Source organism: Candidatus Thalassolituus haligoni (genome assembly GCF_041222825.1).
In the GTDB taxonomy this organism is placed as follows: domain Bacteria; phylum Pseudomonadota; class Gammaproteobacteria; order Pseudomonadales; family Oceanobacteraceae; genus Oceanobacter; species Oceanobacter antarcticus.
Genome location: NZ_CP139482.1, coordinates 1,974,509 through 1,998,595 on the forward strand (window position 1 = coordinate 1,974,509; position 24,087 = coordinate 1,998,595).

At 52.2% G+C, this 24,087-nt stretch carries 25 protein-coding genes; 16 read left to right on the forward strand and 9 right to left on the reverse strand.

The annotated features are described in order from the left end of the window. On the reverse strand, window positions 1–966 hold the full coding sequence (locus SOJ49_RS08815) for an integron integrase (protein ID WP_369857853.1): 966 nt from the start codon (window positions 964–966) through the stop codon (window positions 1–3). Window positions 967–1,296: 330 nt separating this feature from the next. Here SOJ49_RS08815 and SOJ49_RS08820 point away from each other — a divergent pair, with 330 nt between their 5' ends. The 7 genes from SOJ49_RS08820 (at window position 1,297) to SOJ49_RS08850 (ending at window position 5,713) form a co-directional block, all read left to right on the forward strand. Continuing rightward, window positions 1,297–1,734 (forward strand): hypothetical protein, encoded by a 438-nt coding sequence (locus tag SOJ49_RS08820; RefSeq protein WP_369857854.1) that lies wholly within the window; start codon window positions 1,297–1,299, stop codon window positions 1,732–1,734. Window positions 1,735–1,839: 105 nt separating this feature from the next. Next, on the forward strand, window positions 1,840–3,021 hold the full coding sequence (locus SOJ49_RS08825) for a DUF4062 domain-containing protein (protein WP_369857855.1): 1,182 nt from the start codon (window positions 1,840–1,842) through the stop codon (window positions 3,019–3,021). 82 nt (window positions 3,022–3,103) lie between these two features. Beyond that, window positions 3,104–3,520: a GFA family protein gene (locus SOJ49_RS08830; protein ID WP_369857856.1), complete on the forward strand. Its 417-nt coding sequence runs from the start codon at window positions 3,104–3,106 to the stop codon at window positions 3,518–3,520. Window positions 3,521–3,628: 108 nt separating this feature from the next. Beyond that, a complete protein-coding gene (locus SOJ49_RS08835; RefSeq protein WP_369857857.1) occupies window positions 3,629–4,132 on the forward strand; it encodes a hypothetical protein in 504 nt (167 codons plus the stop codon). Window positions 4,133–4,241: 109 nt separating this feature from the next. Next, window positions 4,242–5,081, forward strand: coding sequence for a hypothetical protein (locus SOJ49_RS08840; protein WP_369857858.1), 840 nt, complete (start codon window positions 4,242–4,244; stop codon window positions 5,079–5,081). A 129-nt stretch (window positions 5,082–5,210) separates the two neighbouring features. Beyond that, window positions 5,211–5,453 carry a type II toxin-antitoxin system Phd/YefM family antitoxin gene (locus SOJ49_RS08845; RefSeq protein ID WP_008252702.1) on the forward strand — a complete coding sequence of 81 codons (243 nt, stop codon included), beginning with the start codon at window positions 5,211–5,213 and terminating at the stop codon, window positions 5,451–5,453. Further along, a complete protein-coding gene (locus tag SOJ49_RS08850; protein ID WP_369857859.1) occupies window positions 5,450–5,713 on the forward strand; it encodes a Txe/YoeB family addiction module toxin in 264 nt (87 codons plus the stop codon). The genes SOJ49_RS08845 and SOJ49_RS08850 overlap by 4 nt, the downstream gene beginning before the upstream one ends. A 557-nt stretch (window positions 5,714–6,270) precedes the next feature. On the opposite strand, the gene SOJ49_RS08855 is transcribed toward SOJ49_RS08850, so the two are convergent. Then, complete coding sequence (locus SOJ49_RS08855) at window positions 6,271–7,209, reverse strand: nucleoside recognition domain-containing protein (protein ID WP_369857860.1); 939 nt, start codon at window positions 7,207–7,209, stop codon at window positions 6,271–6,273. A 378-nt stretch (window positions 7,210–7,587) separates the two neighbouring features. Beyond that, window positions 7,588–8,988, reverse strand: a complete 1,401-nt coding sequence (locus SOJ49_RS08860; RefSeq protein ID WP_369857861.1) for a PLP-dependent aminotransferase family protein — start codon at window positions 8,986–8,988, stop codon at window positions 7,588–7,590. Between the two features lie 356 nt (window positions 8,989–9,344). Here SOJ49_RS08860 and SOJ49_RS08865 point away from each other — a divergent pair, with 356 nt between their 5' ends. The 9 genes from SOJ49_RS08865 (at window position 9,345) to tmpT (ending at window position 17,696) form a co-directional block, all read left to right on the forward strand. Continuing rightward, a complete protein-coding gene (locus SOJ49_RS08865) occupies window positions 9,345–9,827 on the forward strand; it encodes an MSMEG_0572/Sll0783 family nitrogen starvation response protein (RefSeq protein ID WP_369857862.1) in 483 nt (160 codons plus the stop codon). Window positions 9,828–9,840: 13 nt separating this feature from the next. After that, a complete protein-coding gene (locus tag SOJ49_RS08870) occupies window positions 9,841–10,851 on the forward strand; it encodes a Nit6803 family nitrilase (protein WP_369857863.1) in 1,011 nt (336 codons plus the stop codon). After that, a complete protein-coding gene (locus SOJ49_RS08875; protein ID WP_369857864.1) occupies window positions 10,835–12,004 on the forward strand; it encodes an MSMEG_0568 family radical SAM protein in 1,170 nt (389 codons plus the stop codon). The genes SOJ49_RS08870 and SOJ49_RS08875 overlap by 17 nt, the downstream gene beginning before the upstream one ends. A 44-nt stretch (window positions 12,005–12,048) precedes the next feature. Further along, a complete protein-coding gene (locus SOJ49_RS08880) occupies window positions 12,049–12,648 on the forward strand; it encodes an MSMEG_0567/Sll0786 family nitrogen starvation N-acetyltransferase (RefSeq protein WP_369857865.1) in 600 nt (199 codons plus the stop codon). Continuing rightward, the gene (locus tag SOJ49_RS08885) at window positions 12,648–13,649 is read left to right on the forward strand and encodes a sll0787 family AIR synthase-like protein (RefSeq protein WP_369857866.1); all 1,002 of its coding nucleotides are present in this window, start codon (window positions 12,648–12,650) and stop codon (window positions 13,647–13,649) included. Before SOJ49_RS08880 ends, SOJ49_RS08885 begins: the two co-directional genes overlap by 1 nt. A gap of 85 nt (window positions 13,650–13,734) precedes the next feature. Next, complete coding sequence (locus tag SOJ49_RS08890) at window positions 13,735–14,031, forward strand: MSMEG_0570 family nitrogen starvation response protein (protein WP_369857867.1); 297 nt, start codon at window positions 13,735–13,737, stop codon at window positions 14,029–14,031. Window positions 14,032–14,132: 101 nt separating this feature from the next. After that, window positions 14,133–15,422 (forward strand): MSMEG_0569 family flavin-dependent oxidoreductase, encoded by a 1,290-nt coding sequence (locus SOJ49_RS08895; protein WP_369857868.1) that lies wholly within the window; start codon window positions 14,133–14,135, stop codon window positions 15,420–15,422. 514 nt (window positions 15,423–15,936) lie between these two features. Next, on the forward strand, window positions 15,937–16,728 hold the full coding sequence (locus tag SOJ49_RS08900) for a type IV pili methyl-accepting chemotaxis transducer N-terminal domain-containing protein (RefSeq protein ID WP_369857869.1): 792 nt from the start codon (window positions 15,937–15,939) through the stop codon (window positions 16,726–16,728). A gap of 326 nt (window positions 16,729–17,054) precedes the next feature. Beyond that, window positions 17,055–17,696 (forward strand): thiopurine S-methyltransferase, encoded by a 642-nt coding sequence (gene tmpT, locus SOJ49_RS08905; protein ID WP_369857870.1) that lies wholly within the window; start codon window positions 17,055–17,057, stop codon window positions 17,694–17,696. Between the two features lie 21 nt (window positions 17,697–17,717). Here the strand turns inward: tmpT and SOJ49_RS08910 are convergent, their stop codons facing one another. The 6 genes from SOJ49_RS08910 to SOJ49_RS08935 form a co-directional block, all read right to left on the reverse strand. Next, window positions 17,718–18,200, reverse strand: coding sequence for a MarR family winged helix-turn-helix transcriptional regulator (locus tag SOJ49_RS08910; RefSeq protein WP_369857871.1), 483 nt, complete (start codon window positions 18,198–18,200; stop codon window positions 17,718–17,720). A gap of 304 nt (window positions 18,201–18,504) precedes the next feature. Next, a complete protein-coding gene (locus tag SOJ49_RS08915; RefSeq protein ID WP_369857872.1) occupies window positions 18,505–19,266 on the reverse strand; it encodes a class II aldolase/adducin family protein in 762 nt (253 codons plus the stop codon). A gap of 12 nt (window positions 19,267–19,278) precedes the next feature. Then, complete coding sequence (locus SOJ49_RS08920) at window positions 19,279–20,283, reverse strand: ketopantoate reductase family protein (protein WP_369857873.1); 1,005 nt, start codon at window positions 20,281–20,283, stop codon at window positions 19,279–19,281. 99 nt (window positions 20,284–20,382) lie between these two features. Beyond that, window positions 20,383–21,138 (reverse strand): ABC transporter ATP-binding protein, encoded by a 756-nt coding sequence (locus SOJ49_RS08925; protein ID WP_369858055.1) that lies wholly within the window; start codon window positions 21,136–21,138, stop codon window positions 20,383–20,385. A 56-nt stretch (window positions 21,139–21,194) separates the two neighbouring features. After that, complete coding sequence (locus SOJ49_RS08930; RefSeq protein WP_369857874.1) at window positions 21,195–22,997, reverse strand: ATP-binding cassette domain-containing protein; 1,803 nt, start codon at window positions 22,995–22,997, stop codon at window positions 21,195–21,197. Continuing rightward, entirely contained in the window at window positions 22,994–24,031 is a 1,038-nt protein-coding gene (locus SOJ49_RS08935) for a branched-chain amino acid ABC transporter permease (RefSeq protein ID WP_369857875.1), read from the reverse strand. Before SOJ49_RS08935 ends, SOJ49_RS08930 begins: the two co-directional genes overlap by 4 nt. Window positions 24,032–24,087 lie beyond the last annotated feature (56 nt).

Sequence of the window (24,087 nt, forward strand, 5' to 3'; positions counted from 1 at the left end):
TCACATCATCAACCGATCCATCGGACTTTCAGTGCCCGCAAAATGCTGGCCGATCACATGGGTATAGATCTGCGTGGTGGCAACATCCGTATGACCCAATAACTCTTGCACGGTACGAATATCCCGGCCCGCACGTAGCAACTCAGTAGCAAAACTATGCCTGAATGTATGACAGGTAACGCGTTTGTGGTTCATACCACTCTCCGTGACGGCCCGGCTCAGGGCTTTGCGAGCGACGGACTGATGCAGATGATGCCGACAGGTCACTCCGGTATCCGGGTGCAAACACAAACCGCTGGAAGGAAACAAGAACATCCAGGCCGGTTGACGGAAGGCATTCGGATACTTTCTCCCCAAGGCATCTGGCAACGAAGGGCCAACACCCTGAGTATTATCAATTTTCTGAAATTCTATGGCACTGGCCATCGCTGCTTCAATTTCAGTCTGAAGCGATAAGGAGAGAATTGTCACCCGGTCCTTGTTTCCTTTGCCGCTGTGTACGGTCAGTGCTCGCCGAGAAAAATCGAAATCCTTGATTCTCAGCCGTAAACATTCAGAAATGCGCAAACCGGAGCCAAATAGCAGCGAAAATATCAGCCGATCCCGATTGTTCATCACGGCAAGAATTCGTCCGACCTCCTGCGATGAGATCACCACAGGCAATTTGGCAGGTTTATTGGCATGTTGAAAGCCCAGGTCGCCCAGAGGCAATTCCAGATACGTGTTATAGAGAAACGCCAACGCATTCAAGGCCAGCTTCTGAGTATTGACCGAGACATGACGATCATTCGCCAGAAACCCCAGAAACTGCACCACCTCAGCAGCCCCCATCTCTTTGGGATGTCTCCGCTTTTGGTAACGAATAAAGAACCGAATCCAGTAAACATAGGTTTTCTCGGTTCGCAGGCTGTAGCCGCGGGTGCGCATAAAGCGGCGAATGTCATTGAGAAAGGGGCTGGAAGTCATTGATCACTCCTTGATCTGATGTGTATGCATATCCAGTATAATTGAAAGTTTGCCCAAATCAATGCGCGCTTTTTCAGAAGCCTTGCGCGCTTTCCCGGACGTTGTTATCGTTAAGGCATTGATACACGGAAATTTTTTGCGCAGGTTTACAGATTAATGCGCAAGGCACAAAGGAGTTAATGCGCATGCTCGCTTTCACAGAATGGACTGATCTGGAAATGGATTTTACTTCCTATTATTCAAGTAGTTACGGTGATTTCCCAGAAACCGGCTTGCCCAGAAACCGCGCATGCGCACTAATAAACTGTTATGCTTCCAGAGGAGTCAGGAATGACCGATAGATATAGTTACATTAAGGATTTTTCTGAATTGAGTGAGGCATCCCATAAAGGTGTCTATCAATTCTCAATATCGGAGGCAAAAACCAGAGCCTGTAATCTGCGAGTTTGTGTAAATAACAAATCACATTGCGACCAAATCCTAGAAAGAATATTTAGTAAGCAAATCGTCAATAAGTTACGTACCAACAAACCGATCTCGCAGTCTGGGGTTACCGTGAACCTTGAGTCACCTGTAACACTCAAGAAAGAATATTACGCAAGAGAAAAATGGGTATATCTCCTTTTGTTTCCATCTCCAGAACTACTCCAGGTGGTAGAGAAATTAGAAAGTTGTGAGGCAATTGTTGTTTTTAGTGAAACTAGCCATAGTGATCATTTAATTCAATGGTGTGCCGAAAATGAGGTTAAAGCTCTTGTTGCAGAGTAAGCATAACAAGGTGGTGTTGTCGCCTTCGGCTGGGACCTCCGTTCCGCTAGCGCTCCACTACGGCCCCAAACCACGGCGTTATGAATTATAAGGAGTATTGAGTATATGGCAGGGTTGAGAGTATTTGTTTCATCTACATGTTATGACTTATCAGTCATAAGATCACAATTAAGAATATTTATACAAAATTTGGGGCATGAGCCTTTAATGAGTGATTATAGTGATCTCTTGTACGATCCTAGATTACATACACATACAAGTTGTGTCGATGAAGTTGCAAATGCTGATGTAGTTGTACTTATTGTTGGTTCAAGGTTTGGTGGGAAAACTGTACCTGAGGCGCTAGCAAAACTTGATTTTGATGTACTGAATAATGAAAGTAAAAGTACTAAATCTCTCATTAAAAAAGACAATCTATCTGTTACTCAACTTGAAATATTAAAAGCTGTAGAGTCTGGAATTCCAGTATTTACATTTGTTGACTCAGCAGTTTGGCATGACCATTCTCTTTACGAAAAAAACAAAGATAAATCAATTATTAATGAAATATCATTTCCTTCCATTGAAAAGCCAGAAACTGCCTCTTTTATCTTTGAATTCATAAATTTCCTTAGGCATAGAGCTAGAGGAAATAGTGTGTTTACTTTTTCTAAACTTCAAGATATTGAAGACACACTCAGAAGACAGTGGTCTTCACTTTTTCAAAAACTAATTCAAGAGCAACGGACAAAAGCATTTGAGGCTAAACGCCTAGATAATTTAACTGAACAATTTGAAGATCTAAAAACGGCAATATTGACTTCAATAGGTACAACAAATGAGAGAGATGTTGCTCGAGGAGTAGTTCGATATAGGCGTTTACTTGATTTCGTTAAATCATTAGGTATTAAAGATCATAACTTCTTAATTAAAGGGCAACATCCTTGGGATGAGTTGCTTCAATATGCAGAAATAGAAAAAATAATTGATGCTTCAGATTTACCTGATGAGTTTCTTTATAGACGCCGTAATATGGGTTCTCCACGAGCGAGAATGTTCCTTATAAAGCAAGATGGTACTTTTTTCGAGCTTAGAACATCACCTGATTTTTTCCATAGCTTATCACTAGAGTGGGAAGCGTTCATGGAATTACCTGAAGATACTCGAGAGATTATCGTTGATGCTTTAAGTGAAATGAGACCAAGTATGGGGCCGTTAAGATATATAAGAGAGCCATTTGAATTTTACCTACATGAAAGTTTAATGAAAGATATGGAAAATTCTGACATTGACGAAGATAATTCATAACAAGTTGCTTAAACGGAAAAATAACAGTCGGCCATCGCTTCGCGATTATAGCCAACCGTTATTTTCCGCTTAGCAAAGCGTTATGAGTAATCCCAATATCGAGGTTTCAATGGTAACTGGAAGTTGTTTGTGCGGTAATGTTAAATATGAAATATCTGGTCAAATAGGCGATATAGTTCATTGTCACTGTCAAACTTGTCGCAAAGCTCATGGTTCTGCATTCTCAAGTGTTGCGGGTGTTCAAAATTCAGATTTTAAATTGGTAGGTGATGTGAAACTAGGTTGTTATGAATCATCTCCAGGCAAAAATAGATATTTCTGTCCAAATTGTGCAACTCAAATCTATGCTAAAAAAGACGGCACTAAACATATCGTTTTACGCTTGGGTTCATTGGATGGTGATCCAAAATCTAAAGAACTAAATCATATTTGGGTTTCTCAAAAAGCGAGTTGGTATTCGCTCAAGAGCAATCTACCAGAGCACCTTGAATTCGAGTAATACTCATAACAAGTCGTTTAAACGGACAAAAAACAGTTGGCTTTTGTTCGTACCTCACAAATTATAGCCAACTATTTTTCGCCGCTTAACGAGGCGTTAGGCATACGCATGGAACTTATCCCGTACATAGGTCTTGGGTTAATTGTTTTAATCCTTCCCTTAGCTATTCTTAGCGGAATTCTTCTTTTAATTTGGAAAAAGGTTCCATTTGGAAAGTATGTTTCATCTTTGTTATTGGTAGGCTTTCTGTTCGTTGTTGTTACCGCCATTTGGCCAATGGATTCGTTTTACAAAGACGAGCTCCAAAATAATGCGGGATTGAGAGTCGATGATGGGTACGAGGTACTTGCTAAGAGTTCTTCTTATCCTGATATGCACGGGGACTATTATTCTGAGGCTGTTTTTCGTGTTTCAGAGTTGGATCTATCAACTTTAGCCGGCGATGTAGCCCCCATAGAGCAGTGTGTAGTCCCGAGAATGACTAAACCATTCTTGCCTTCGCAGAACGGTGTTATAAAGTGTTGGGGAGCTAACCGGAATATTGATGAGTGGTTCCGATTAACTTACTTTCCTGACAGTGGCATTCTATACTATAGGTTTGATCAAACATAAATGCCTAACAAAGCCAAGCACAATCGCCCATGCAAAAAGCGCATGGGCTGGACCTCGCTATCGCTCGGCCTGTGTTGGCGGCGTTATGCATCAAAGAAGGAGTAGCAACTTGACCGATAAGACAGAAAAAAAAGAAGGTTTCCCTCTCTGGGAATGGGTTAAAGCAATTTCAATACTAATAATTGTTGGAGTGTTTTCATACAAGGTATATTTGACACCAATTAATCTAACGGTAGATTTTCCAACTCTCCTCTCGCTTCTTCTAGCTCTATTTTCTGTTGGCTTAGCAGCGCTTTTCTATTTTAAAGCTACAGAAACAAGCAACACTTTTTATGATAATACATACAACTTTACGAAGGACATTGCCCAGCTTTTGGTAAAGATAGAAAGTGGTTTTGGTGAAAAGCTTAGGAATCTAGATGAAGGTTACGCTGCAATGCGGAGTCAGCTTCAAAGAGACCCTAGTTACAATTCTGAGACCAAAGAAACAAAGCAGAAAATTGAAGGCGAGAAACAAGAAATCGAAAAAGTTCTTGAAGAGAGAAACGCAATTCTTAGTAACCTGTTAGAAAGATCCCAACTTGAGCAAGACGAAAAAGAGAAGGTTCTTGCAGAGTTGGCCGAAAAAGAAAAAGAGCTAGAAGAATCTCAGAAAGAATTAAATAGAATGAATAAGCGGCTCTTTATGGAGCGAATGAAGAAGAGGGAACTTAGAGATGATTTTGATTCAGGGTTAGAGAGATATACATATGAACGTATTATTGAAGGAATCGGACTTGAACGAGTTATGCATCTCAGCTCACTTGGTATTAAGAAGCAAGTAGATCAGTTGTTGAATGAAATGCCGCATCAATACATTGAAGATTTAGAAAAAAATGGATACTTCAATAATGGCATTACAAGGAAAGGCGTTGAATTCATAAGGGAATTGGCACGTAAAAATGCATAACAAAGCCTTCAAATACGCTCCCTTTGGTCGCCGGACGCTCACAAGTTCGCGCCGTTTAAGGCGGCGTTATAGCCTGCTGGTTGACTCGGCGTACGTTTAAGCGTACGCTTCGTTATTTGGAGGTGACTTATGACCACACTTAACGCTACAGAAGCCCGCACTAAGCTCTATGCCTTGATTGACGAGGCATCTGCCAGCCATCAACCTATTGTTATTACAGGGAAAAGGGGGAATGCAGTCCTTCTGGCAGAAGAGGACTGGAACGCCATAAGCGAAACGCTGAACTTGCTGGCTGTGCCTGGTATGCGGGAGTCCATCCGTGAAGGCATGGACGCTGGGCTCGACGAGTGCAATCAGGAGCTTGATTGGTGACCTGGAAGCTCTACTACACCAAGCAGGCTCAAAAAGATGCTCGCAAACTCGCCTCATCAGAGCTTAAAAATAAAGCTCAAGAATTGCTGCAAATTATCGAGCAAGATCCCTATCAGAAGCCGCCGCCCTATGAAAAGCTAATTGGTGACTTGGCGGGTGCATACTCCCGAAGAATAAATATCCAACATCGATTGGTTTACCAAGTGCTAGAAGAGGATAAAGCGGTCAAAATTCTTCGGCTGTGGACTCACTATGAGTAAAAGCTATAACAAATCAAAGCACTCGGACTTGGTAAAGCTGTCACCTTTTTTGTTCCAAAAAAGCCGCCAACTTCACCAAGCCCGTGTTTGAGGCGTTATATTTCCGAGTATGAAACTACTAACGAATAAAGGAATAGATGAGATTGAGGGTGCTCTAGCAGGCTGTTGATTTTATTCCTGATGTCTACTGGCTTCGGTAAAATGCTCTTTTTCAATGGATTCCCGGACTCCCATGCGTGGCGCTGACATTACTCAGGAGCCTCTGTTCACCACCATCAAACTGGATGAACGGGTTCCCTGTATGTCAACCTAAGCCTGAGCCAGTGGATTTTGAGATAACATCTAAATCAGGGCGCTCAGGAGAATGACCATGATGGCCTACAACCTGGTGCGAATGGCAAAGTTACAGGGTCAATCCGTATGAAGATCGGAAACAGGATGGAGAATCCTGCTTCCAGCGGAAAAATCACTCAGAAAACAACCAGATAAGCGTGAATTATCGGGTTAAAAAGCTTCTGTCGGCGAAGCGAATAAGAGTTTCAACGGCCTGCTAGGAGTTACAGATACAGCAGCCCGTGACAGACAACCCGAAAGGCGACACCAACCAGTGCGCCATAAATTGCCGGTTTGGCAACCGCAGCAACAGGCTTGCCCGCCGATAACAAAATCGCCACACCGGCGACATCGAGCGGGCAGAGCAGTAGCCCGGCGAGCAGGTTGATTTGTTGCGGCCCGATCAGGCCGTTGGCAAACTGATCCATGGCAATACCCATCATCGCCGTACCACCGGCGACGTATTTGGTGATCGCCAGTAACAGGGTTTCTGGCGGGTAGCCCAGCGTCAGAAAGGCGGGAGCCAGAGCCGCTTCCAGTAGCTCAATCACGCCGGTCAGGCGCACCAGATTGACGGCAACCAGAGCCACCACCAGTAACGGCAAGGCGCCAATGGCTATCTCCCAGGCGTCGCTGCCAGCACGGCGAATCACCGCCATCATGCCCCGTGGCGGTTCGGTCTCGGGCATCAGTTCCTGATCGTTATTCAGTTCCACCAGACTCAGGTGTCGGCCAAAGACGTAATACGTCGCCGCTGCCGCCAGCAGGCCACCACCAAGGGCAATCAGCAGAGTCATCGGGATATTCAGCCCGGCAGCCGCCATCGGGAACACCACGTTGGCTTGCGCCAGCGCCAGTACCATGGCTAATGTCGCCGCGATATGGCGCGGTGCAGAACCCGTACGGGCCATTACCGCCAGCGTTGCCAGTGGCGCTGCAAAACTCACCATCATTACCTGAATCAGCGCAAATACGCCGAGCCCGGTCAGGCCAAACGGCTTCAGCAAGGGCGCGGTCAGCGTGACAATCCGGTTAAGCCAGCCATTGGATTCCATCCAACGCATCAGGCTCAGCATCACAATCATAATCGGCAGTAAGACGAATAACGCCAGCTCGACGGCAGACTTGCCAGAGGCGAGAATCGTTGTGGCAATCTGATCCATGCAAGCTTCCTGAAGGGTGTATTGACTGGCAGCGCAGCTAGGTCGGGCTTCGGGCTGCTCTACTGTGGAAAGCTGAATTTGGCTCTTTTTTGAGCAAATTATTGTTAAATAGAACCACTATTCGCCTCAATTCGCCTCAATTCGCCTCAAATTTGCGCAAAAATTGCTCAAGCCAGTCTTTCCCTCGCGACGAACGCCTAAGTCCGACAGGCTCCTGATCCACCTATGGTACGGAATTGTTGCCGCCAGAGTAGTGGCTCATAGTAGGAGACAGAGTAGGCGACAGAGTCGTGTTCTACTGAGCCAGAGCGGTCTTTGGTGGCAGCGTTTTGGGTCACAGAGTTTTGGGTCACAGAGTTTTGCGGCCGCTGCGGAAGATTAATGCATACCGGTTGCCAGGTAGGCCGGTTGGTCAATCAGATCGGTCACCTGGTGCAGGCTTTCTTGCCACTGATCGCGGCCGATGGGGCCACCAAAACATAAACGCACCGCATCTGGAGGGTTGTTGTCGGTTGAAAAGGCGGCGCTGGAGACCGCGCTGACGCCCAGCTGGCGTAGCTGAACCGCCAGCTCGGAAGGGTTCCAGCCGGAGGCCTTGGGCAATTTTAACCAGAGATGGAATGCGCCTTCGGCTGCCACAATACGCTGCATGCCCAATTGTTCTTCAGCGATCCGCAAGCGGGCAATCGCCTCGCGACGGGTTGCCTTCAACATGGCGTCGGCGGTGCCATCGAGAATCCAACGGCTGACCAATGCATCCGTGAGTGGGCTGGACATCACATTAATTGCCCGCATTGCCGCCGCCACCCGTTGGGAATGCCGCTTGCTCGGTGTGTGCAAAAAGGCAGATCGAACGCCAGGGCCAAAACACTTGGAGGTGCCGGTAATGTACCAGGTCAACTCCGGTGCCAGTTCGGCAAAGCTGGTGGGCGGACTGTCTGCCAGCATGGTGTAGGCATCGTCTTCAATAATCGCAATCGAATAGCGTAACGCCACGTCCGCCAGGACTTCGCGGCGGCTTTGACTCATGGTGCAGGTGGTCGGGTTCTGGATGGTCGGGTTGAGGTAAATAGCCCCGACGGTGCCCTGCTTGCAGGCATCCTCAAACGGGCGTACCAGCGGGCCATCGCTATCGCGTTCCAGGGAATGCAGCTTGATGCCAAATTGCGCGGCAATGGCCTTGATTCCGGGATACGCCAGGCTTTCGACACAGAGCTCCATGCCGGGGTCGATCAGGGTGCTCATCAGGCCGACCAGTGCCGAATGGATGCCAGGGCAAATCAACAGCCGTTCGGCGCTGGCGTCGGGCAGACGCTTGTCCAGCCAGATCAGCGCGGCCTCTTTGTTTTCCTGGGTGCCTCCAAACGCCTGATAGCGCAGCATGGAGTACAAATCCTTTTGTGCCAGAACACTGATGGCGCTGTCGCGCACCTGCTCGATCAGGGTCGGAATCGCCGGTTCGATCATCAGGTTCATGGTCATCTCGTAGCTGCCGAGACTGGGGCGGACACTGGCGGTCTTGCCTTTGACAAAGGTGCCGGAGCCGGGATGGGAGTCAATCAGGCCGCGATTTTTGGCTTCCGCATAAGCGCGGGCGGCGGTGGTGTAGTTAATACCGGTCGCGGCGGCGAGATCGCGCAGGGTTGGCAGCCGGTCTCGTGCCTGCAACCGGCCGCTGTCGACATCTTCAGCGATCAGGTCGGCAATCAAGCGGTAGGCTGGTTGGCCCTTGCTGTTTCTGAGTCGGCGTGTCCAGCGTTGCAATTCGGTATTGTTCATCGCAATAGATCCAATCAATTTGAAGTGATCGTATCACAGCTTTTGATCAGAGCTGGAATATTGCTTTGTAATTATATTGATGGTGTCATTTTGGTGCTATCTTCATTTTTTTGGCCCTTATTTCGGGCATTTATTCATAATTTAAGCACAATAATTGATGGCTTATTGATCGCATAAAACCGGGTCAGAAAAAATTTAGCGCTTTTTGAAGGGAGACTATTAACGTTTGATTGTATCTTGATTGCAATCAATGTTGGCGATATTGGCAAGCTGATTGCTCTAGTTTGATTGCATTAATTGATTGCATAAGCCGACAGGGTAGCGATCTGATTCTTATATCTAACAGGAGCATGACAATGCCAAAAGTGACTCAGCCAAAACACAAAGACGGTGATTTTTTTGTTGATTACGAAGAAAAGGTATTCGAAGACGTCAAGGCACGAGAAGGTGAGAAAGCCCTGGTCACTTTCCACACCGTTGCGTTCGAAGGCTCCATTGGCCTGGTGAACATGCTGCAAGCAACCCGCTTGCTGCGCAAAGGTTATGAAACGTCCATTTTGCTGTACGGCCCAGGTGTCACGCTGGGGTTGCAACGGGGTTTTCCGACCCTGGGTGATGAAGCCTTTCCGGGTCATCTGAACTACGCCAGCCAGCTGAAAAAATTCATGTCCGAAGGTGGCAAGGTCTATTGCTGCCGGTTTGCCCTGCAAGCCCTGTATGGCCACGGCGAGCCATCCCTGATCGAAGGTATCGTGCCGATTAATCCGCTCGATGTGATGGATCTGAAGTTGCTGCACATGCGTGACAACGCGGTGATTGTCGATACCTGGACTTTGTAGGAGTAACGCGGCCATGACGACCCATCAACAGGTGGTAAGGGCCGCGGCCGTTCAGATCGCTCCGGATCTCCGGAGCCTTGACGGTACGCTGGCCAAGGTATTGGATGCGATGGATGAGGCGGCAGCACGCGGTGTGGAGCTGATCGTGTTTCCGGAAACCTTTTTACCCTATTACCCGTATTTCTCCTTTGTGTATCCGGCGGTGGCCTGTGGTGCTGAACACCTGCGGCTGTATGACGAAGCGGTGGTGGTTCCCGGCCCGGTCACCGATGCCGTCGCAGCGCGTGCCCGCAAGCACAGCATGGTGGTGGTACTGGGTGTCAATGAGCGCGATTACGGCAGTCTGTATAACACCCAGCTGATTTTTGATGCTGACGGTCAGCTATTGCTGAAACGGCGCAAGATTACGCCGACCTACCATGAACGCATGATCTGGGGGCAAGGGGATGCAGCCGGACTGACAGTGGCTGCAACCGCCGCTGGTCGGGTCGGCGCATTGGCTTGCTGGGAGCATTACAACCCGCTGGCCCGCTATGCGCTGATGACCCAGCACGAGCAGATTCATTGCAGCCAGTTTCCTGGCTCGCTGGTCGGACCGGTGTTTGCCGACCAGATTGAAGTGACTATCCGCCATCACGCGCTGGAGTCGGGCTGCTTTGTGGTGAATGCCACGGGCTGGCTGACCGACGAGCAAATTGAGTCGATTACCCCGGACGAAAAACTGCAACAGGCGTTACGGGGTGGCTGCAACACGGCGATTATTTCCCCGGAAGGCAAGCATCTGGCTGCACCGCTGACCAGCGGTGAAGGCATGGTGGTCGCCGATCTCGACTTTGCCCTGATTACCAAACGTAAACGCATGATGGACTCGGTTGGGCATTACGCCCGTCCAGAGTTACTCAGCCTCGCCATTAACGACCAGCCTGCGCAGTATCGCCAGCCACTCGCCGCACCCGCACCCGCACCCGCGCTGACGTCTGCTGCTGTTCTTGTTCCGGGAGATCATGATGAATGCCTCAACTGAATCGCAGCAGCACTTGCTGACCGAACTGCAAACTCGTGGATTACGCCTGACGCACCCGGATCAACGCCACGTCAGCCGCCGGGGCGGTGCCGGGCCGTCGGATCATCAGGCGGTGACCATCAATGGCACCACGCTGATGGTGCCGATTTACAGTGAGTCGGCCTGGGAGTCGCCGTTTGCGGTAGCCAGTCTGGAGCAGGGTGAGCAAATCATCCGTCAGCAGGACGGTCAGCAGATAACGCTTGCAGACGTCACCTTTGCCAGCTCGCCGGGGATTTATTCCGGGGTGACTGCCGATGGCATTCCGTACTCACAGATTGCCACGTTGCACAGCCGCGATGTGCTGGCCACAACGGTATTGCAAACCTGCATTCGTTACGAAAGTCGCCGCAAGGCCTGCAAGTTCTGTTCGATTGGCCAATCACTGCAGGCCGGACGCACCATTGCCCACAAAACGCCGCAACAACTGGCCGAAGTGGCCAAGGCGGCGGTTGAACTGGATGGCGTCAAACACATGGTGATGACCACAGGCACTCCGGCGACAGCCGACCGTGGGGCCAGCGTCTTGTGCGACAGCGCCCGTGCGATCAAAGCCGCCGTTGATTTGCCGATTCAGGGCCAGTGTGAGCCACCGGACGATCCGGCCTGGTATCAGCGGATGAAAGACGCTGGCATCGACTCTCTGGGAATGCACCTGGAGGTCGTCACGCCGGAACTGCGGCAGCGCATCATGCCGGGCAAGGCCGAGATCAACCTCACCCAGTATATGCAGGCATTTAAAGACGCCGTGGCGGTGTTTGGTCGCGGTCAGGTCAGCACCTACATTCTGGCGGGACTGGGTGACAGCGCCAATGCCATTCTCGATATCAGCTATCGCCTGATAGAGATCGGGGTGTATCCGTTTGTGGTGCCGTTTGTACCGATTCGCGGCACACCGATGGAAGACCATACGCCGCCCAGTGCGGAGTTTATGGAATCCATCCTCAAACCGCTGGGCCAGCGTCTGTACCAGAGCAATCTGCTGGCCGCCGATATCAAGGCGGGTTGTGGCCGTTGCGGTGCCTGCTCAACCTTGTCCGGTTATGAGCAAGCGTTGTTGCAACCGGCCACAGTGGCAGCACAGCCCTTGTTGTTTTCCGGTACGTGCAGCTGATCTGAATTCATCCGTCATCTGTCACCCGCAGTGAGGAGTACCCCATGACCTATCCCGACTATTCCGACTACACCATCAAATGGGCAACCCTTCCCTGGGAAGTTGAGCAAGCCCATGCCTTGCGGCGTCAGGTGTTCTGTGAAGAACAGCGGTTGTTTGAAAAAGATGATCGCGACGCCACCGATGATCATGCACACCTGCTGGTGGCATTGGGCAGTTATGGCGGCTGGCACCAGCAAGTGGTGGGCACCGTACGGATTCACCACCAAGGTGAGGGGCTTTGGTACGGCTCCCGGTTGGCGGTCGATCCGGTTTTTCGCAGTCAGGGACAGCTCGGTACAACCTTGATCCGGTTGGCGGTCAGCAGTGCTCACGCACTGGGCTGCCAGTGTTTTATGGCAACGGTGCAGCAGCAGAATGAAGCTCTGTTCCAGCGGCTGAACTGGGCAACCCGACATTACGCATTGTTGTTCGGGCAGCGGCACGCAGTGATGGAAGCGGACCTGGCGGCGTATCCGCCTTGCCACACTCCGAACAGCGGGTTTGTTTTGCGCGCTCGTCGCCAACCGCGCAATAGCGAATGCTGGGCCGGGCTGCTGGGCATGCCTGCCAGTGGCAGCGCCACTCTACAGGAGGCCAGATAATGTCGCGGCTAACGGAGTCGTTTACTTTCACGGATGCACCGGCCTTGCCAGCGCTGCTGGAAGTGGTACGCCAGCGTAGCGGGCTGGGAATGAAGCAGGATATCCGTCGCGTCAGTGCGCAGTTGCCGGATTTACCCGCCGACTGGCATCCCAATGGTGACGATACCGCCGCGATCCCTCTGGCAGCCAATGGCGGTCGGGGATATCAGTTGCTGGCGATTGAAGGGATGCAGGGGGAGCTGGTGGAACGGGATCCCTGGTTTGCTGGCTGGTGCGGTGTGATGGTCAATTGCAGTGATATTGCCGCCATGGGTGGACGCCCGACAGCCGTGGTTAATGCCACCTGGAGTTCGGCAGAACCTGGTGTCGTGGAGGAAGTGATTCGCGGCATGCGTGCTGCGGCATTACATCTCGGCGTGCATATCGTTGGCGGACACACCAACGTACGCGCCGCTCACGCCAACCTGGCGGTCGCCATTGTTGGCCATGCCAATCGGCTGTTGAGCAGTTTTGCTGCTCGTCCGGGCCAGATCCTGGTGGCGGCAATTGATCAGCGTGGCAGCTTTCGGGGCAACAGCCTGAACTGGAATGCAGCAACGTCCGCTCCGGCGGAGCGACTGCAAGGGGATCTGGCGTTATTGGCGGACATTGCCGACGCCGGACTGGCCGTAGCTGCCAAGGACATCAGTCAGGCCGGTTTGCTCGGTACCTGCACCATGCTGCTGGAAAGCGCTCGTTGCGGAGCGGTGATTGATCTGGCGTCGATTCCGAAACCAGCGTCAGTGTGCTGGCAAGACTGGCTATGCGCCTTTCCCAGCTATGGCTATGTGCTGACCACCACAGCCGATCAGCTGGCCGAATTATTGGCCTGCTTTCATCGTCGTGATATTGCCGCTGCGGCGATTGGCAGGCTGACCGAAGGTGGCCAGTTAATGGTCGATTTTAATCAGCAACACGATATTTTTTACGACCTGACGCAACAACCGCTCACGGGTTTCTAGGAGCCTGACAGACTCCTGGCCGTTAGCTGTTATCAGCAGACTATCGACATGCGTTTTCGACAGACGTTTTTTTAAGGAGGGCTATATGCCTGCCGTTCATTTTTATGTGCGCTGGCCGGATGGCCAGGAAGAACAATGCTATTCACCATCCACCGTCTTGCAGCAGTACTTCCAGCCGGGCGACACCATGACGCTGGCGGAATTTGTGCGGCGTGCCGATCAGGCACTGGGACAAGCCAGCGAGCGAGTGGCAAGCAAGTACGGTTATTACTGCTCCAGCGCCGCTGACCAGTTAGCAGTGATCCAGCGTCGGGCCGCGAGCTACCCTGATCAGCAGGGCAGCATTGAAATCACGGCGATCCGGGAGTTGGGGGCGTCGTAATGGTTCCAGCAGTCAAGACGCAGAATCAAGCAGAGCAGAATCAAGCAGAGCAGAATCAAGCAGAGCAGGGCCAAACAGAGCAACAGCACAGAGAGATCGTTATGAGTACAGCAAGCAAACAGCATGTCGAGGTCGTCGTTATTGGTGGCGGCCAGGCGGGTTTATCGATGAGTTATGTCCTGCAGCAGGCAGGTTTGAACCATATCGTCTTGGAAAAGAACACCATCCTGCATGGCTGGAAACACGAGCGTTGGGATTCTTTTACCTTGGTCACGCCAAACTGGCAGTGCGATTTGCCCGCTCTGCCTTATGACGGTGACGATCCCCACGGGTTTATGAAAGGACAAGAGCTGGTGGCCTATCTGGAACGCTTCGCCAGCAAGGTGAATGCGCCCGTACGGGAAGGCGTAACGGTTAAACAGGTGGTCACCGACGAGCAGGGCCTGTATCACATCGCCACCAGTGACGGAGACTATACCGCTGATCAGGTGGTGGTATCGTCCGGGGGTTACCACATTCCGGTGATTCCGCGGATGGCAGAACGTCTGCCGGAAACGGTGCACCAGATCCATTCTGCCCAGTACAAACATGCCGCCGAGTTGCCTGATGGCGGTGTGCTGGTGGTGGGGTCGGGTCAGTCCGGTGCTCAGATTGCAGAAGACCTGCATCTGGAAGGTCGCCAGGTGTTTCTGGCTACTGGCGATGCCCCCCGTGTGGCCCGTTTTTACCGAGGCAAAGACGTGGTGGAGTGGCTTGATGACATGGGCTATTACCAGATATCGGTGAATGAGCACCCGTTGGGTAGCAATGTACGGCAGAACACCAACCACTATGTCACTGGTCGTGATGGCGGTCGGGATATCGATCTGCGTCAATTTGCCATTGAAGGTATGGAGCTGTACGGGTTAATGACCGGCTGGGATGGTACGCAGCTGATATTTGAACCGAATCTGAATCACAATCTGCAAAGCGCCGACGATACCTACAACAATATCAATACACGGATTGACGCCTGGATCGAGAAGCAGGGTATCGAGACCGATATTGGCCCGTCGGTGTACCGCCCGGTCTGGCAGTTGCCTGAAGAGCGCACCCGCTTGAATCTGGCCGACTCTGGCATCTCGACCATCATCTGGTGTATTGGTTTCCGCCCGGAATTCAGCTGGCTTGATGCTGCGGTCTTTAATGGCCAGGGTCATCCGAAACACGAACGCGGCGTGACGCTACAACCAGGTTTGTATTTTATCGGCTTGCCATGGTTACACACTTGGGGATCTGGTCGTTTTTCAGGGGTTCGTCAGGATGCCGAATACCTGTGTGAACGGCTGGTGAGTTACCAGCAACAACGGGATGCTAGCCAGCAGCAGGCCGCAGCTCCTCTTCCTGCCTGATAGGTACGGTCACAATAGCGCCACCAGACCACCACGATTGCCAGCGCGATTGCACCAGCGGCGTCGTGGTTCTGTCTCTTCTGTGCGGGTGTTCATGACATCCGTTACACCATGTGTTGCTCGGCTCTTTTTATCTGCCTCCGCAGGTCAATCTGGCCTGTCGCGTATTTTTTATTAAAAAATATATATTAATCAATAACTTACTTTTTTTTATTGGCAGTATTTAAAGAGCGTTGTTGTCATCTATATAACAGCGGTATGTAAGTTGAAGTGTCTTGGCGCAGATAAATGCAACCAATTTGTGCCATTTTTAGTTGATTGGCGTCATTTTTGTGTACGGTTCGAGGTTTTTTTATTTTCGCTTATATTGATAGACAATCTTACATTGATCGTCAGCATTAGCGGCTGTATTTTGACGCCTATTAAATGCAACTAATGTTTTGGGTCGTTTCTCATCCCGGGAAACAGGCCCGCGAGTTAGCTCGACGGACCGGCGCTTTGCCAAGGAGAACGTATGCTGCCTATCGCGGTCGCTGCGGTGATTTTGTATTTCATGTTTTACAATGTGCTTTATAAAAAGGCTAAGTCTTCTGCTGCGATGACGGATGCAAAGGCGGTGAATACCGCCGGTAGTTTGCGGATGTTGACGCAGCGTTGTATGAAATGCCATTTGATGGTGGGGGCGAACCTGAATCCTGATTCAGCGCTGTCGCAGCTTGAAGCTGCCATTAAGTTGTTTGATAAGCGTCTGGAATTACTGAAAAAATACGCCCCGTCAGAAGAAATCAAGTACCTGACCCGGCGTGTGGAGCAGGAATGGGCAGCGCATCGCGTGCGTTTGATGGGGACGCCGGACAAGCGTAAAGCCATCAGCTTGCTACGTGAAAACAACGACTTACTGGAAATGTGTGATGACCTGGTTAACGGCATTGCGCATGCGTCACATAAAAAACTCACCGGTCTGGTGAATGTGGCCGGGCGTCAGCGCATGTTGTCCCAACGGATCGCCAAAAACTGTGTCGCCATTCACTGGGGTTTGGGTTCGGATGACGTTCACCAGGAATTTCGCTCGGCCATCAAAATGTTTGATGAGTCGATGGACAGCTTGATGTCTTCTCGTTTTAATTCTCCCAGAGTTGCACTGGCGCTGGAGCAGGCCTCCAATCGCTGGAAAAGTTATCGGCCCCAGTGTAATGCCGCTTGTTCAGGGTCTTGCATACCACAAAATGTCTACCAGGTTACCGATGCGGTGCTGGAAAAAATGGACAACATCACTGGCATGTACGAAGAGATTGCTGATAGCTGATAACTGAGCGGTCAGTCGTGGCAACCTCTGCCTGAACGGTACGGGGATTGCCAACAGGATATGACCGCAGGAAAAACGGACCACACTGCGCACCGGGAGCAGCCACTTGCTCGGTGTGTATACGCTTGGTTCGCCAATTTTTGCATCTCCTTTCCTGATATCTCTCACGTCTCGCGTCTCACGTCTCACGCCAATGCTGATACTCTGTTGATGCTATTTTTAGCAGTCCCTTGACCTGACGTCGGCCTGAACTTGTATGCTACAGCATGAGTCATCGCTACCGCGTATGCGCTGGTGATGTGACATAACCGTTTGGGAGCAACAGGATGGACGCAAGTTTCTGGCATGCAAAATGGGAGCGGGGAGAAATTGGTTTTCACAACAGTGAAGCCAACCCTGCACTGGTTCGATGTTACGACCATCTGGGTCTGGAGCAAGGGCAACGGGTGTTCTTGCCTTTGTGTGGTAAAACCCTGGATATCGCTTGGTTGCTGGACAAGGGCCTTCGGGTCGTCGGGGCGGAACTGAGTGAGAAAGCCATTCAGGGGCTGTTCCATGAGCTGGGAGTGGAGCCGGATATTCGCCAGGTCGGGTCTCTATTGCTTTACCAGGCAGAAGCGCTTGATATTTTTGTGGGCGATATTTTTGATCTCAGCGCCGATGTGCTGGGAGCGGTTGATGCCATTTACGACCGCGCCGCACTGGTTGCCTTGCCGCCCGCTCTGCGTCAGCAATATACCGTGCATCTTCGAACGATTACCGCCACCGCCAGGCAGCTGGTGATTTGTTACGAATACGATCAGGAGCAGCGGAATGGCCCGCCTTTCTCTGTTGCCAGTGAAGAAGTACATCAGCACTACGATGACTATTACCGCTTGTCACTGCTGGAAACCCAGGACGTGGCAGGGGTGATGAAAAACCGGTTGACGGCGCATGAGACGGTTTGGGCGTTGCAGCCACTGGTGTAATACCGGTGGCCTGCGATGGTATCAGTGCTCTGGCAAGTTGTGGAACAGGGTTTCCAGCAGCTTGTTCAGGCGTTTGATCTGGGCATCACTCATACCTTTGAAGCTTTCACGGAACAGGTCGTGGGTGACCAGCTGGATTTTGCTAATGGCTTCGCGACCGGCGTCGGTAATAATAACTTCTGTTACCCGACCATCATCACTTTTCTGGCGGGTGTCGACCAGTCCGTCGTCCTTCATGCGATAGACGGTTTTGGTCACGGTTGGCAATTTGGCAACCGCATGAATAGCGATTTCGGTAATGCTCGATATGCCTTCTTCCTTGAGAATAAACAGGATGCGCCAACGTGGAATATCCAGATTGATCTTCTTCAGGGACTTTTCCATGGCCAGTACATAGCGGCCGTGAACCCGGGCCAGCCAGTAAAAAGGGAAATCTTCTTTATGAAAGTCTTCACTGGCGGGGTTGTAGCGTTGACTGCGGGGTGATCGGATGGGCTTGGTCATTCCGGCTCTCAGGCGTGGGGTCTGCAGAAACTGTACAAAAGTTTTACATGCACAGTCAATGAAACCGGCTCAAGGGTGCCCCTTAAAACCGCTGCTCGCGACGATACGCGGGTAAGCATTGCCGGCTACCCTGGTGACTTCCTCCTCAGCCGGGCACCGGTAAATAAAAAGGGAAGCACCGCCGATCACCCGGTAACCGATGAAGGGTGGGGGAGGGGTGCTGGGTGAAAAGTGACCAGTGTCAGCCTTTCACCGCAGTGATGCTTCCAAAACCGTATTACCAAAACCGTGCGGCCAGCATGTATTACCAGCTCGGGCCTTTCTCCGATTCCATTTTGCGTACCATGGCGTTAAAAAATTTGTTGGCGAAACCACTGTCTTTGATCAGCATCTGGGTCAGGTCGGCACAGCGCTGACTGATGGCTTCTTCCAACAGGTTGTCTTCACCACCCAGGGCGCCAGCCGTGACCTGGATTTCGGCCGCGCGCTGGACAGTCCAGAGCAGGAACAGGGTGCGTTCAATGTCCATTTCACCAACGGCAATGCCGTGATTCCGCAGTACCAGAATATGCTTGTCGCCCAGGCTGGTGAGCATGCGCTGTTTCTCTTCCTGGAACAGGGTAATGCCTTCAAACGCATGGTAGCCCACGCGCCCGAACAGCTGGGCACCGTAAAAGTCGTTGTGGGTAAAACCGATTTTTTTCTGTGCTATGGCAGAGACTTCATTGGTGTGCGTGTGAATCACGCAGTGGATGTCTGCACGTGCTGCATGGATGGCACCGTGCAGGGCGAATCCGGCCGGGTTGGCATCGTAGGGTGAATCATCCAGCTTGTGGCCATCAACGTCGACCTTGAGCAGATTGGCCGGTGTTATTTCGGTGTAATTGAGACCAAATGGATTGACCAGGTACTGATCGCCCTGGGCTGGCAGACGGGCTGAGATATGGTTGAAAATGGTTTCAGTCCAACCAAAAAAATCGATCAGGTGGTAACAGTGGGCAAGTTTGATACGCAGTGCCCATTCCTCTTCACTGCAGTTATCCGGGCGGGCGATGGTCTGTTGCATGGGATGTTCCTTTTACTGTGCGGTGTTCTGAATAGGGTTGGGGTTGGTCTGAGACGCTGTGCGCGACAGGAATTCGGCCAATGCCAGAACGTGTCGTGTGGTCGGCATGGCAATGCCATTTTTTTCGGCCAGTTCGACCACGGCGTGACCAATGGTCGCCAGCTCCAGCGGAGCGCCGGCTTCAAAGTCTTGCAGCATGGAAGTTTTGACACTGCCCATGCTGGTTCCCATGGCCATAATCGTGGCTGGGTCAAAACGAATGCGAGCACCATGGGAGGCGGCTGCCAACAAGGTTTCGTCCAGCATGCGACGCACCAGTGGTTGCAGATGCGGATCGGAGTAGAGCTGTTCCAGCGTTGCACCACTGACGACGGACAAGGGATTGGAGGTCAGGTTGGCGATTACCTTGGTCCAGATCTGGTCACGGATAGTGTCACTGGCGCGGGCTTCAATACCGGCCTGTTCAATTACCCGCCGCACCTGTTCCAGCCGGTCTGTCAGCTGGTGGGTAATCTCCCCCATAATCATCAGATGCGGGTTGCTCGCAACAACAATTCCCGGAGCCTTGCGGGTCGCCGTGATAAACACCACACAGCCGATCAGATGCTGTTCGGGCACCAGTCGATTCAATTCGCCGTCGGGATCGATGGCATCAATCCGGTCGTTGGCAAAACGGCTGTCGATACCACGAAAATACCACCAGGGCAGTCCGTTCACGACGGGAATGACCACGGTGTCGGCATGTATCATTGGCTGTATCTGTTCAAATATGGCCTGCAGGGCAGGGGCTTTGGTGCACACCAGAATCAGATCCTGGGGGCCAAGCGCCTGGGCAGAATGACTGGCATTGACGTCGACCTGATGCTGGCCGTCGAGATCGGTCAGTTGCACACCGTGGTGTTGCAGCTGCTTCAGGGTCGCTCCCCGTGCCAGTACATTAACGGGCTGTCCTGATGCGGCCAGACGGGCGGCGAGCGTGCAGCCGATCGCCCCGGCACCAGCAATACAGATGCGCATAACATATCTTCCGATAAAAGTGGGTAGTCCCCGCCTGGGCGGGTGCTGTCTTTATCCGGATTGGTTATCCAGATGGGTTGTCTGGTCAAGTTGCCCGGATTAGCTGGAGAGCAACTCCTGGTGTTTGCTGGCCAGACCCAGATACGCTTCGATGACCCTGGGGTCGTTGGCCAGTTCAGCCGCTGGCCCCTGCATGGCAACCTGACCACCTTCCAGCACGTAGGCGTAGTCGGCCACTTTGAGGGCAGCGCGGGCATTCTGTTCAACCAGCAGGATCGACACTCCCTGGCGGCGCAGGTCGGCAAAGATGCGGAAGATTTCTCGCGTAATCAGGGGGGCTAGCCCAAGGCTGGGTTCGTCCAGCATCAATAGCCTCGGTTTGCCCATCATGGCGCGGCCAATCGCCAGCATCTGGCGTTCGCCACCGGACAGCGTGCCAGCCTGTTGCTGGCGGCGCTCCCATAGTCGAGGAAACAGGCTGTAGACTTCGGCCAGGGTTTGTTCGTAGCTGTCGTCACCATTGCGATAGCGCAGGAAGGCACCGAGCAACAGGTTGTCCTCGACACTCATGGTGTTGAACAGCTCGCGTTTTTCCGGTACCAGGCCCAGGCCGCGTCCGACCAGGGTTTCGATTTCAGGGCTGACGTAGTCCTGACCATCAAAGTGGATATTACCCTTGGAGGGCAGCATGCCGATGATGGCAGACAGCAGGGTGGTTTTACCGGCCCCGTTGGGGCCAATCACGGTCACCAGCTGGCCTTCTTTCAAAGTCAGGTCGATGCCGGTGAGGGCTTCCACCTTGCCATAGGCAACACGTAAACCACGTACATCAAGCAGCGCGGTAGAATCAGTCATGGTGTTGGCATGCTCCTGAGGGTGGCTGGTGGCAGTCGAGGTGCGGCGGGACGTTTTCATTCTGCACCTCCCAGATAGGCTTCCAATACTGCGGGGTTGGTCTGAATTTCTTCTGGTAGCCCCTCGGCAATTTTTTCGCCAAATTCCATCACCACAATGCGGTCAACCAGTCCCATCACAAAGTCCATGTCGTGTTCAACCAGCAGGATGGCGATGCCTTCGGTCTTCAGCTTCTTGATCAACTCCGACAACGCCTGCTTCTCCTGAAAGCGTAAACCGGCGGCGGGCTCATCCAGCAACAGCACGCAGGGATCGGCGCAGAGTGCGCGGGCAATTTCGAGAATACGTTGCTGGCCCAGTGCCAGACTGCCGGCTTCCTCGTAGAGATACGCGCCAAGACCAACGCGTTCCAGCTGATGTTTGGCCTCTTTTAACAGCCGTTGCTCTTCTTCTCGCTCCAGATGCAGAGAGGCGCTGATCACTCCTTGGTTGCCTCGCATATGGGCACCCAGGGCAACGTTTTCCAACGCTGACATGGCCGGTAGCAGCTTGACGTGCTGGAAGGTACGGCTCATGCCCATCGCGGCGACGGCACGGGAATTTTTGCCTTTCAGACTTTGGCCAAGGAAGCGGACTTCACCCTCGGTTGGGGTGTCGACCGACGACAGCTGGTTGAACATGGTGCTCTTGCCGGCACCGTTCGGGCCGATCAGGGCAAGTACTTCTCCGGCATGCAGTTGCAGGTTCATCTTGTTGTTTGCCACCAGGCCACCAAAACGGCGTGTGACATTCATGGCTTCCAGTACCAGGGTGCCCTGGGCTGGCAACGGTCGTCGGGGTAAATCGGCGGCGGCTTCATTGACGACGAGGCGGGTATCGGCCTGATAGCGGGCCGGTATCAGGCGGATGATCAGAGACCACAGTCCGCCGGGGGCGCGTTGCATCATGAATACAATCAGCAAGCCAAACACAATGCTTTCGTATTGACCGTCACTGCCCAACAGTATGGGTAGCAGATCTTGCAGCCATTGTTTCAGCATGGTGAGCACACCGGCACCCAGCAAGGCTCCCCAGACACTGCCAACACCACCAATCAGGGCCATAAACAGGTAGTCGATACCCATGCTCAGGCCGAAGGGGGTCGGGTTTACAAAGCGTTGGGTGTGGGCATAGAGCCAACCGGACAAGCCTGCAAATAACGCTGAAATAAGGAAAACCGCCATTTTGGAACGGAAGGTGTTCACTCCCATCGATTCCGCCATCAGCTGGCCGCCTTTAAGGGCACGAATGGCACGTCCTTCCCGTGAATTCAGCAAGTTGCGGCTGATCAGAATGGCGCCTGTTACTGCCGCCCAGATCAGGTAGAAAATCTTCTCTCCCTTGTCGAGGCTGATACCGAACAGCTGCAGTGACGGCAGGCCACTGACGCCGGTATGGCCACCCATGGAGGAGAGGGTGCCAAACAGGTAATAGAGTGAAATACCCCAGGCAATTGTACCTAACGGCAGATAGTGGCCAGAGAGCTTCAAAGTGAGCGCGCCAAGCAGCAGTGCTACCACAGCGGTTAGCAGCAAGCCAAACACCAGGGCGATCCAGGGAGAACCGGCGGTCCATGCCAGCCACTCCGGCAGCTGCTGGGTGGTGGTCAGATAGGCAGTGGTGTAAGCCCCGAGGCCGACAAACGCGGCCTGACCAAAGCTGGTCATACCGCCGACGCCCGTGAGCAGCACCAGTCCGAGTACAACCAGGGCATACAGGCCGATGTAGTTCAGCAGGGTAATCTGGTACGAGGGTAAAACCAGCGGTGACAGAATCAACAGTACCAGTCCCACCAGCATCATATTGCGTGGCTTGATCATTCGTCGTCCTCCACGTGGTGGCTGGTCATCGAGCGCCAGATCAGGAATGGAATAATCAGGGTGAATACAATAATTTCCTTATAGGTGCTGGCCCAGAACATGGAAAACGCTTCAATCATGCCAACCGCAACCGCACCAATGGCGGCGATCGGATAACTCACCAGTCCGCCAATAATGGCACCCACAAACCCTTTCAGGCTGATGATGAAACCGGAGTCGAAGTAGAGGGTGGTGATCGGCGCAATCAGAATGCCGGAAAGAGCACCGATAAACGCCGCCAGGGCGAAGGTAGCCTTGCCTGCAAAAACCGGGGAAATACCGAGCAGACGGGCACCGGTACGGTTCACCGCTGTTGCCCGTAATGCCTTGCCATAGAGCGTGCGTTCAAAGGCCACAAACAGGGTAATGATTAGCAGGATGGATACCAGGATGACCCAGAGTGTCTGGCTTTTCAGCATCACCGGGCCAAGCGCAAAACTGCTGTCGGAAAATGGCTGGGTACGAGCGCCCTCCGGGCCAAACAACAGCAGGCCCACGCCTACCATGGAGACGTGAACAGCAATCGACACAATCAACAGCACCAGCGACGGCGCGTCGGCCAGCGGCTGAAAAAATATCCGGTACATGATGGGGCCAAGAGGCACCATTAACGCCAGGGTGAGCAACGCCTGGAATGCCATCGGCAGTTCAGCCAGCGGCAGGGTTTGCATCAGAATCACCATTACCACGGCGTAACCGACCTTGAGCACCATGTGCTGGATTTTGCGGCTATTGATGCGGGTGCGCAGCTGGTCATAAAGATCCATGCCGCAACTGACCAGCATCAATGCCAGCAGCAGCCATTCGACGGAGGGTGTTTTGCCCAATTGAATGGCGGCCATGGTAAGTGCACCGAAGGTGACAAATTCACCTAGCGGTATCAGCAGGATGCGGGTGACGGTAAACACCAGCAAAATCGACAGTGCCAGCAAGGCATAAATAGCCCCATTGGTTAAGCCATCCTGCCCCAGCAAAACGGCGATCTGAAAATTCATTGCTTCTGAGTCCTTGAGTTACTGAGAAAACATGGCCTGGCGGGCGGGCCAACAGC

Coding starts and splice junctions, on each gene's coding strand:
- SOJ49_RS08925 (WP_369858055.1), bottom strand. CDS start 21,138: ATGACTGATTCTACCGCGCTGCTTGATGTACGTGGTTTACGTGTTGCC.
- SOJ49_RS08885 (WP_369857866.1), top strand. CDS start 12,648: ATGTCGCGGCTAACGGAGTCGTTTACTTTCACGGATGCACCGGCCTTG.
- SOJ49_RS08890 (WP_369857867.1), top strand. CDS start 13,735: ATGCCTGCCGTTCATTTTTATGTGCGCTGGCCGGATGGCCAGGAAGAA.
- SOJ49_RS08870 (WP_369857863.1), top strand. CDS start 9,841: ATGACGACCCATCAACAGGTGGTAAGGGCCGCGGCCGTTCAGATCGCT.
- SOJ49_RS08920 (WP_369857873.1), bottom strand. CDS start 20,283: ATGCGCATCTGTATTGCTGGTGCCGGGGCGATCGGCTGCACGCTCGCC.
- SOJ49_RS08895 (WP_369857868.1), top strand. CDS start 14,133: ATGAGTACAGCAAGCAAACAGCATGTCGAGGTCGTCGTTATTGGTGGC.
- SOJ49_RS08935 (WP_369857875.1), bottom strand. CDS start 24,031: ATGAATTTTCAGATCGCCGTTTTGCTGGGGCAGGATGGCTTAACCAAT.
- SOJ49_RS08910 (WP_369857871.1), bottom strand. CDS start 18,200: ATGACCAAGCCCATCCGATCACCCCGCAGTCAACGCTACAACCCCGCC.
- SOJ49_RS08820 (WP_369857854.1), top strand. CDS start 1,297: ATGACCGATAGATATAGTTACATTAAGGATTTTTCTGAATTGAGTGAG.
- SOJ49_RS08875 (WP_369857864.1), top strand. CDS start 10,835: ATGAATGCCTCAACTGAATCGCAGCAGCACTTGCTGACCGAACTGCAA.
- SOJ49_RS08830 (WP_369857856.1), top strand. CDS start 3,104: ATGAGTAATCCCAATATCGAGGTTTCAATGGTAACTGGAAGTTGTTTG.
- SOJ49_RS08845 (WP_008252702.1), top strand. CDS start 5,211: ATGACCACACTTAACGCTACAGAAGCCCGCACTAAGCTCTATGCCTTG.
- SOJ49_RS08855 (WP_369857860.1), bottom strand. CDS start 7,209: ATGGATCAGATTGCCACAACGATTCTCGCCTCTGGCAAGTCTGCCGTC.
- tmpT (WP_369857870.1), top strand. CDS start 17,055: ATGGACGCAAGTTTCTGGCATGCAAAATGGGAGCGGGGAGAAATTGGT.
- SOJ49_RS08900 (WP_369857869.1), top strand. CDS start 15,937: ATGCTGCCTATCGCGGTCGCTGCGGTGATTTTGTATTTCATGTTTTAC.
- SOJ49_RS08860 (WP_369857861.1), bottom strand. CDS start 8,988: ATGAACAATACCGAATTGCAACGCTGGACACGCCGACTCAGAAACAGC.
- SOJ49_RS08825 (WP_369857855.1), top strand. CDS start 1,840: ATGGCAGGGTTGAGAGTATTTGTTTCATCTACATGTTATGACTTATCA.
- SOJ49_RS08815 (WP_369857853.1), bottom strand. CDS start 966: ATGACTTCCAGCCCCTTTCTCAATGACATTCGCCGCTTTATGCGCACC.
- SOJ49_RS08865 (WP_369857862.1), top strand. CDS start 9,345: ATGCCAAAAGTGACTCAGCCAAAACACAAAGACGGTGATTTTTTTGTT.
- SOJ49_RS08930 (WP_369857874.1), bottom strand. CDS start 22,997: ATGATCAAGCCACGCAATATGATGCTGGTGGGACTGGTACTGTTGATT.
- SOJ49_RS08915 (WP_369857872.1), bottom strand. CDS start 19,266: ATGCAACAGACCATCGCCCGCCCGGATAACTGCAGTGAAGAGGAATGG.
- SOJ49_RS08835 (WP_369857857.1), top strand. CDS start 3,629: ATGGAACTTATCCCGTACATAGGTCTTGGGTTAATTGTTTTAATCCTT.
- SOJ49_RS08880 (WP_369857865.1), top strand. CDS start 12,049: ATGACCTATCCCGACTATTCCGACTACACCATCAAATGGGCAACCCTT.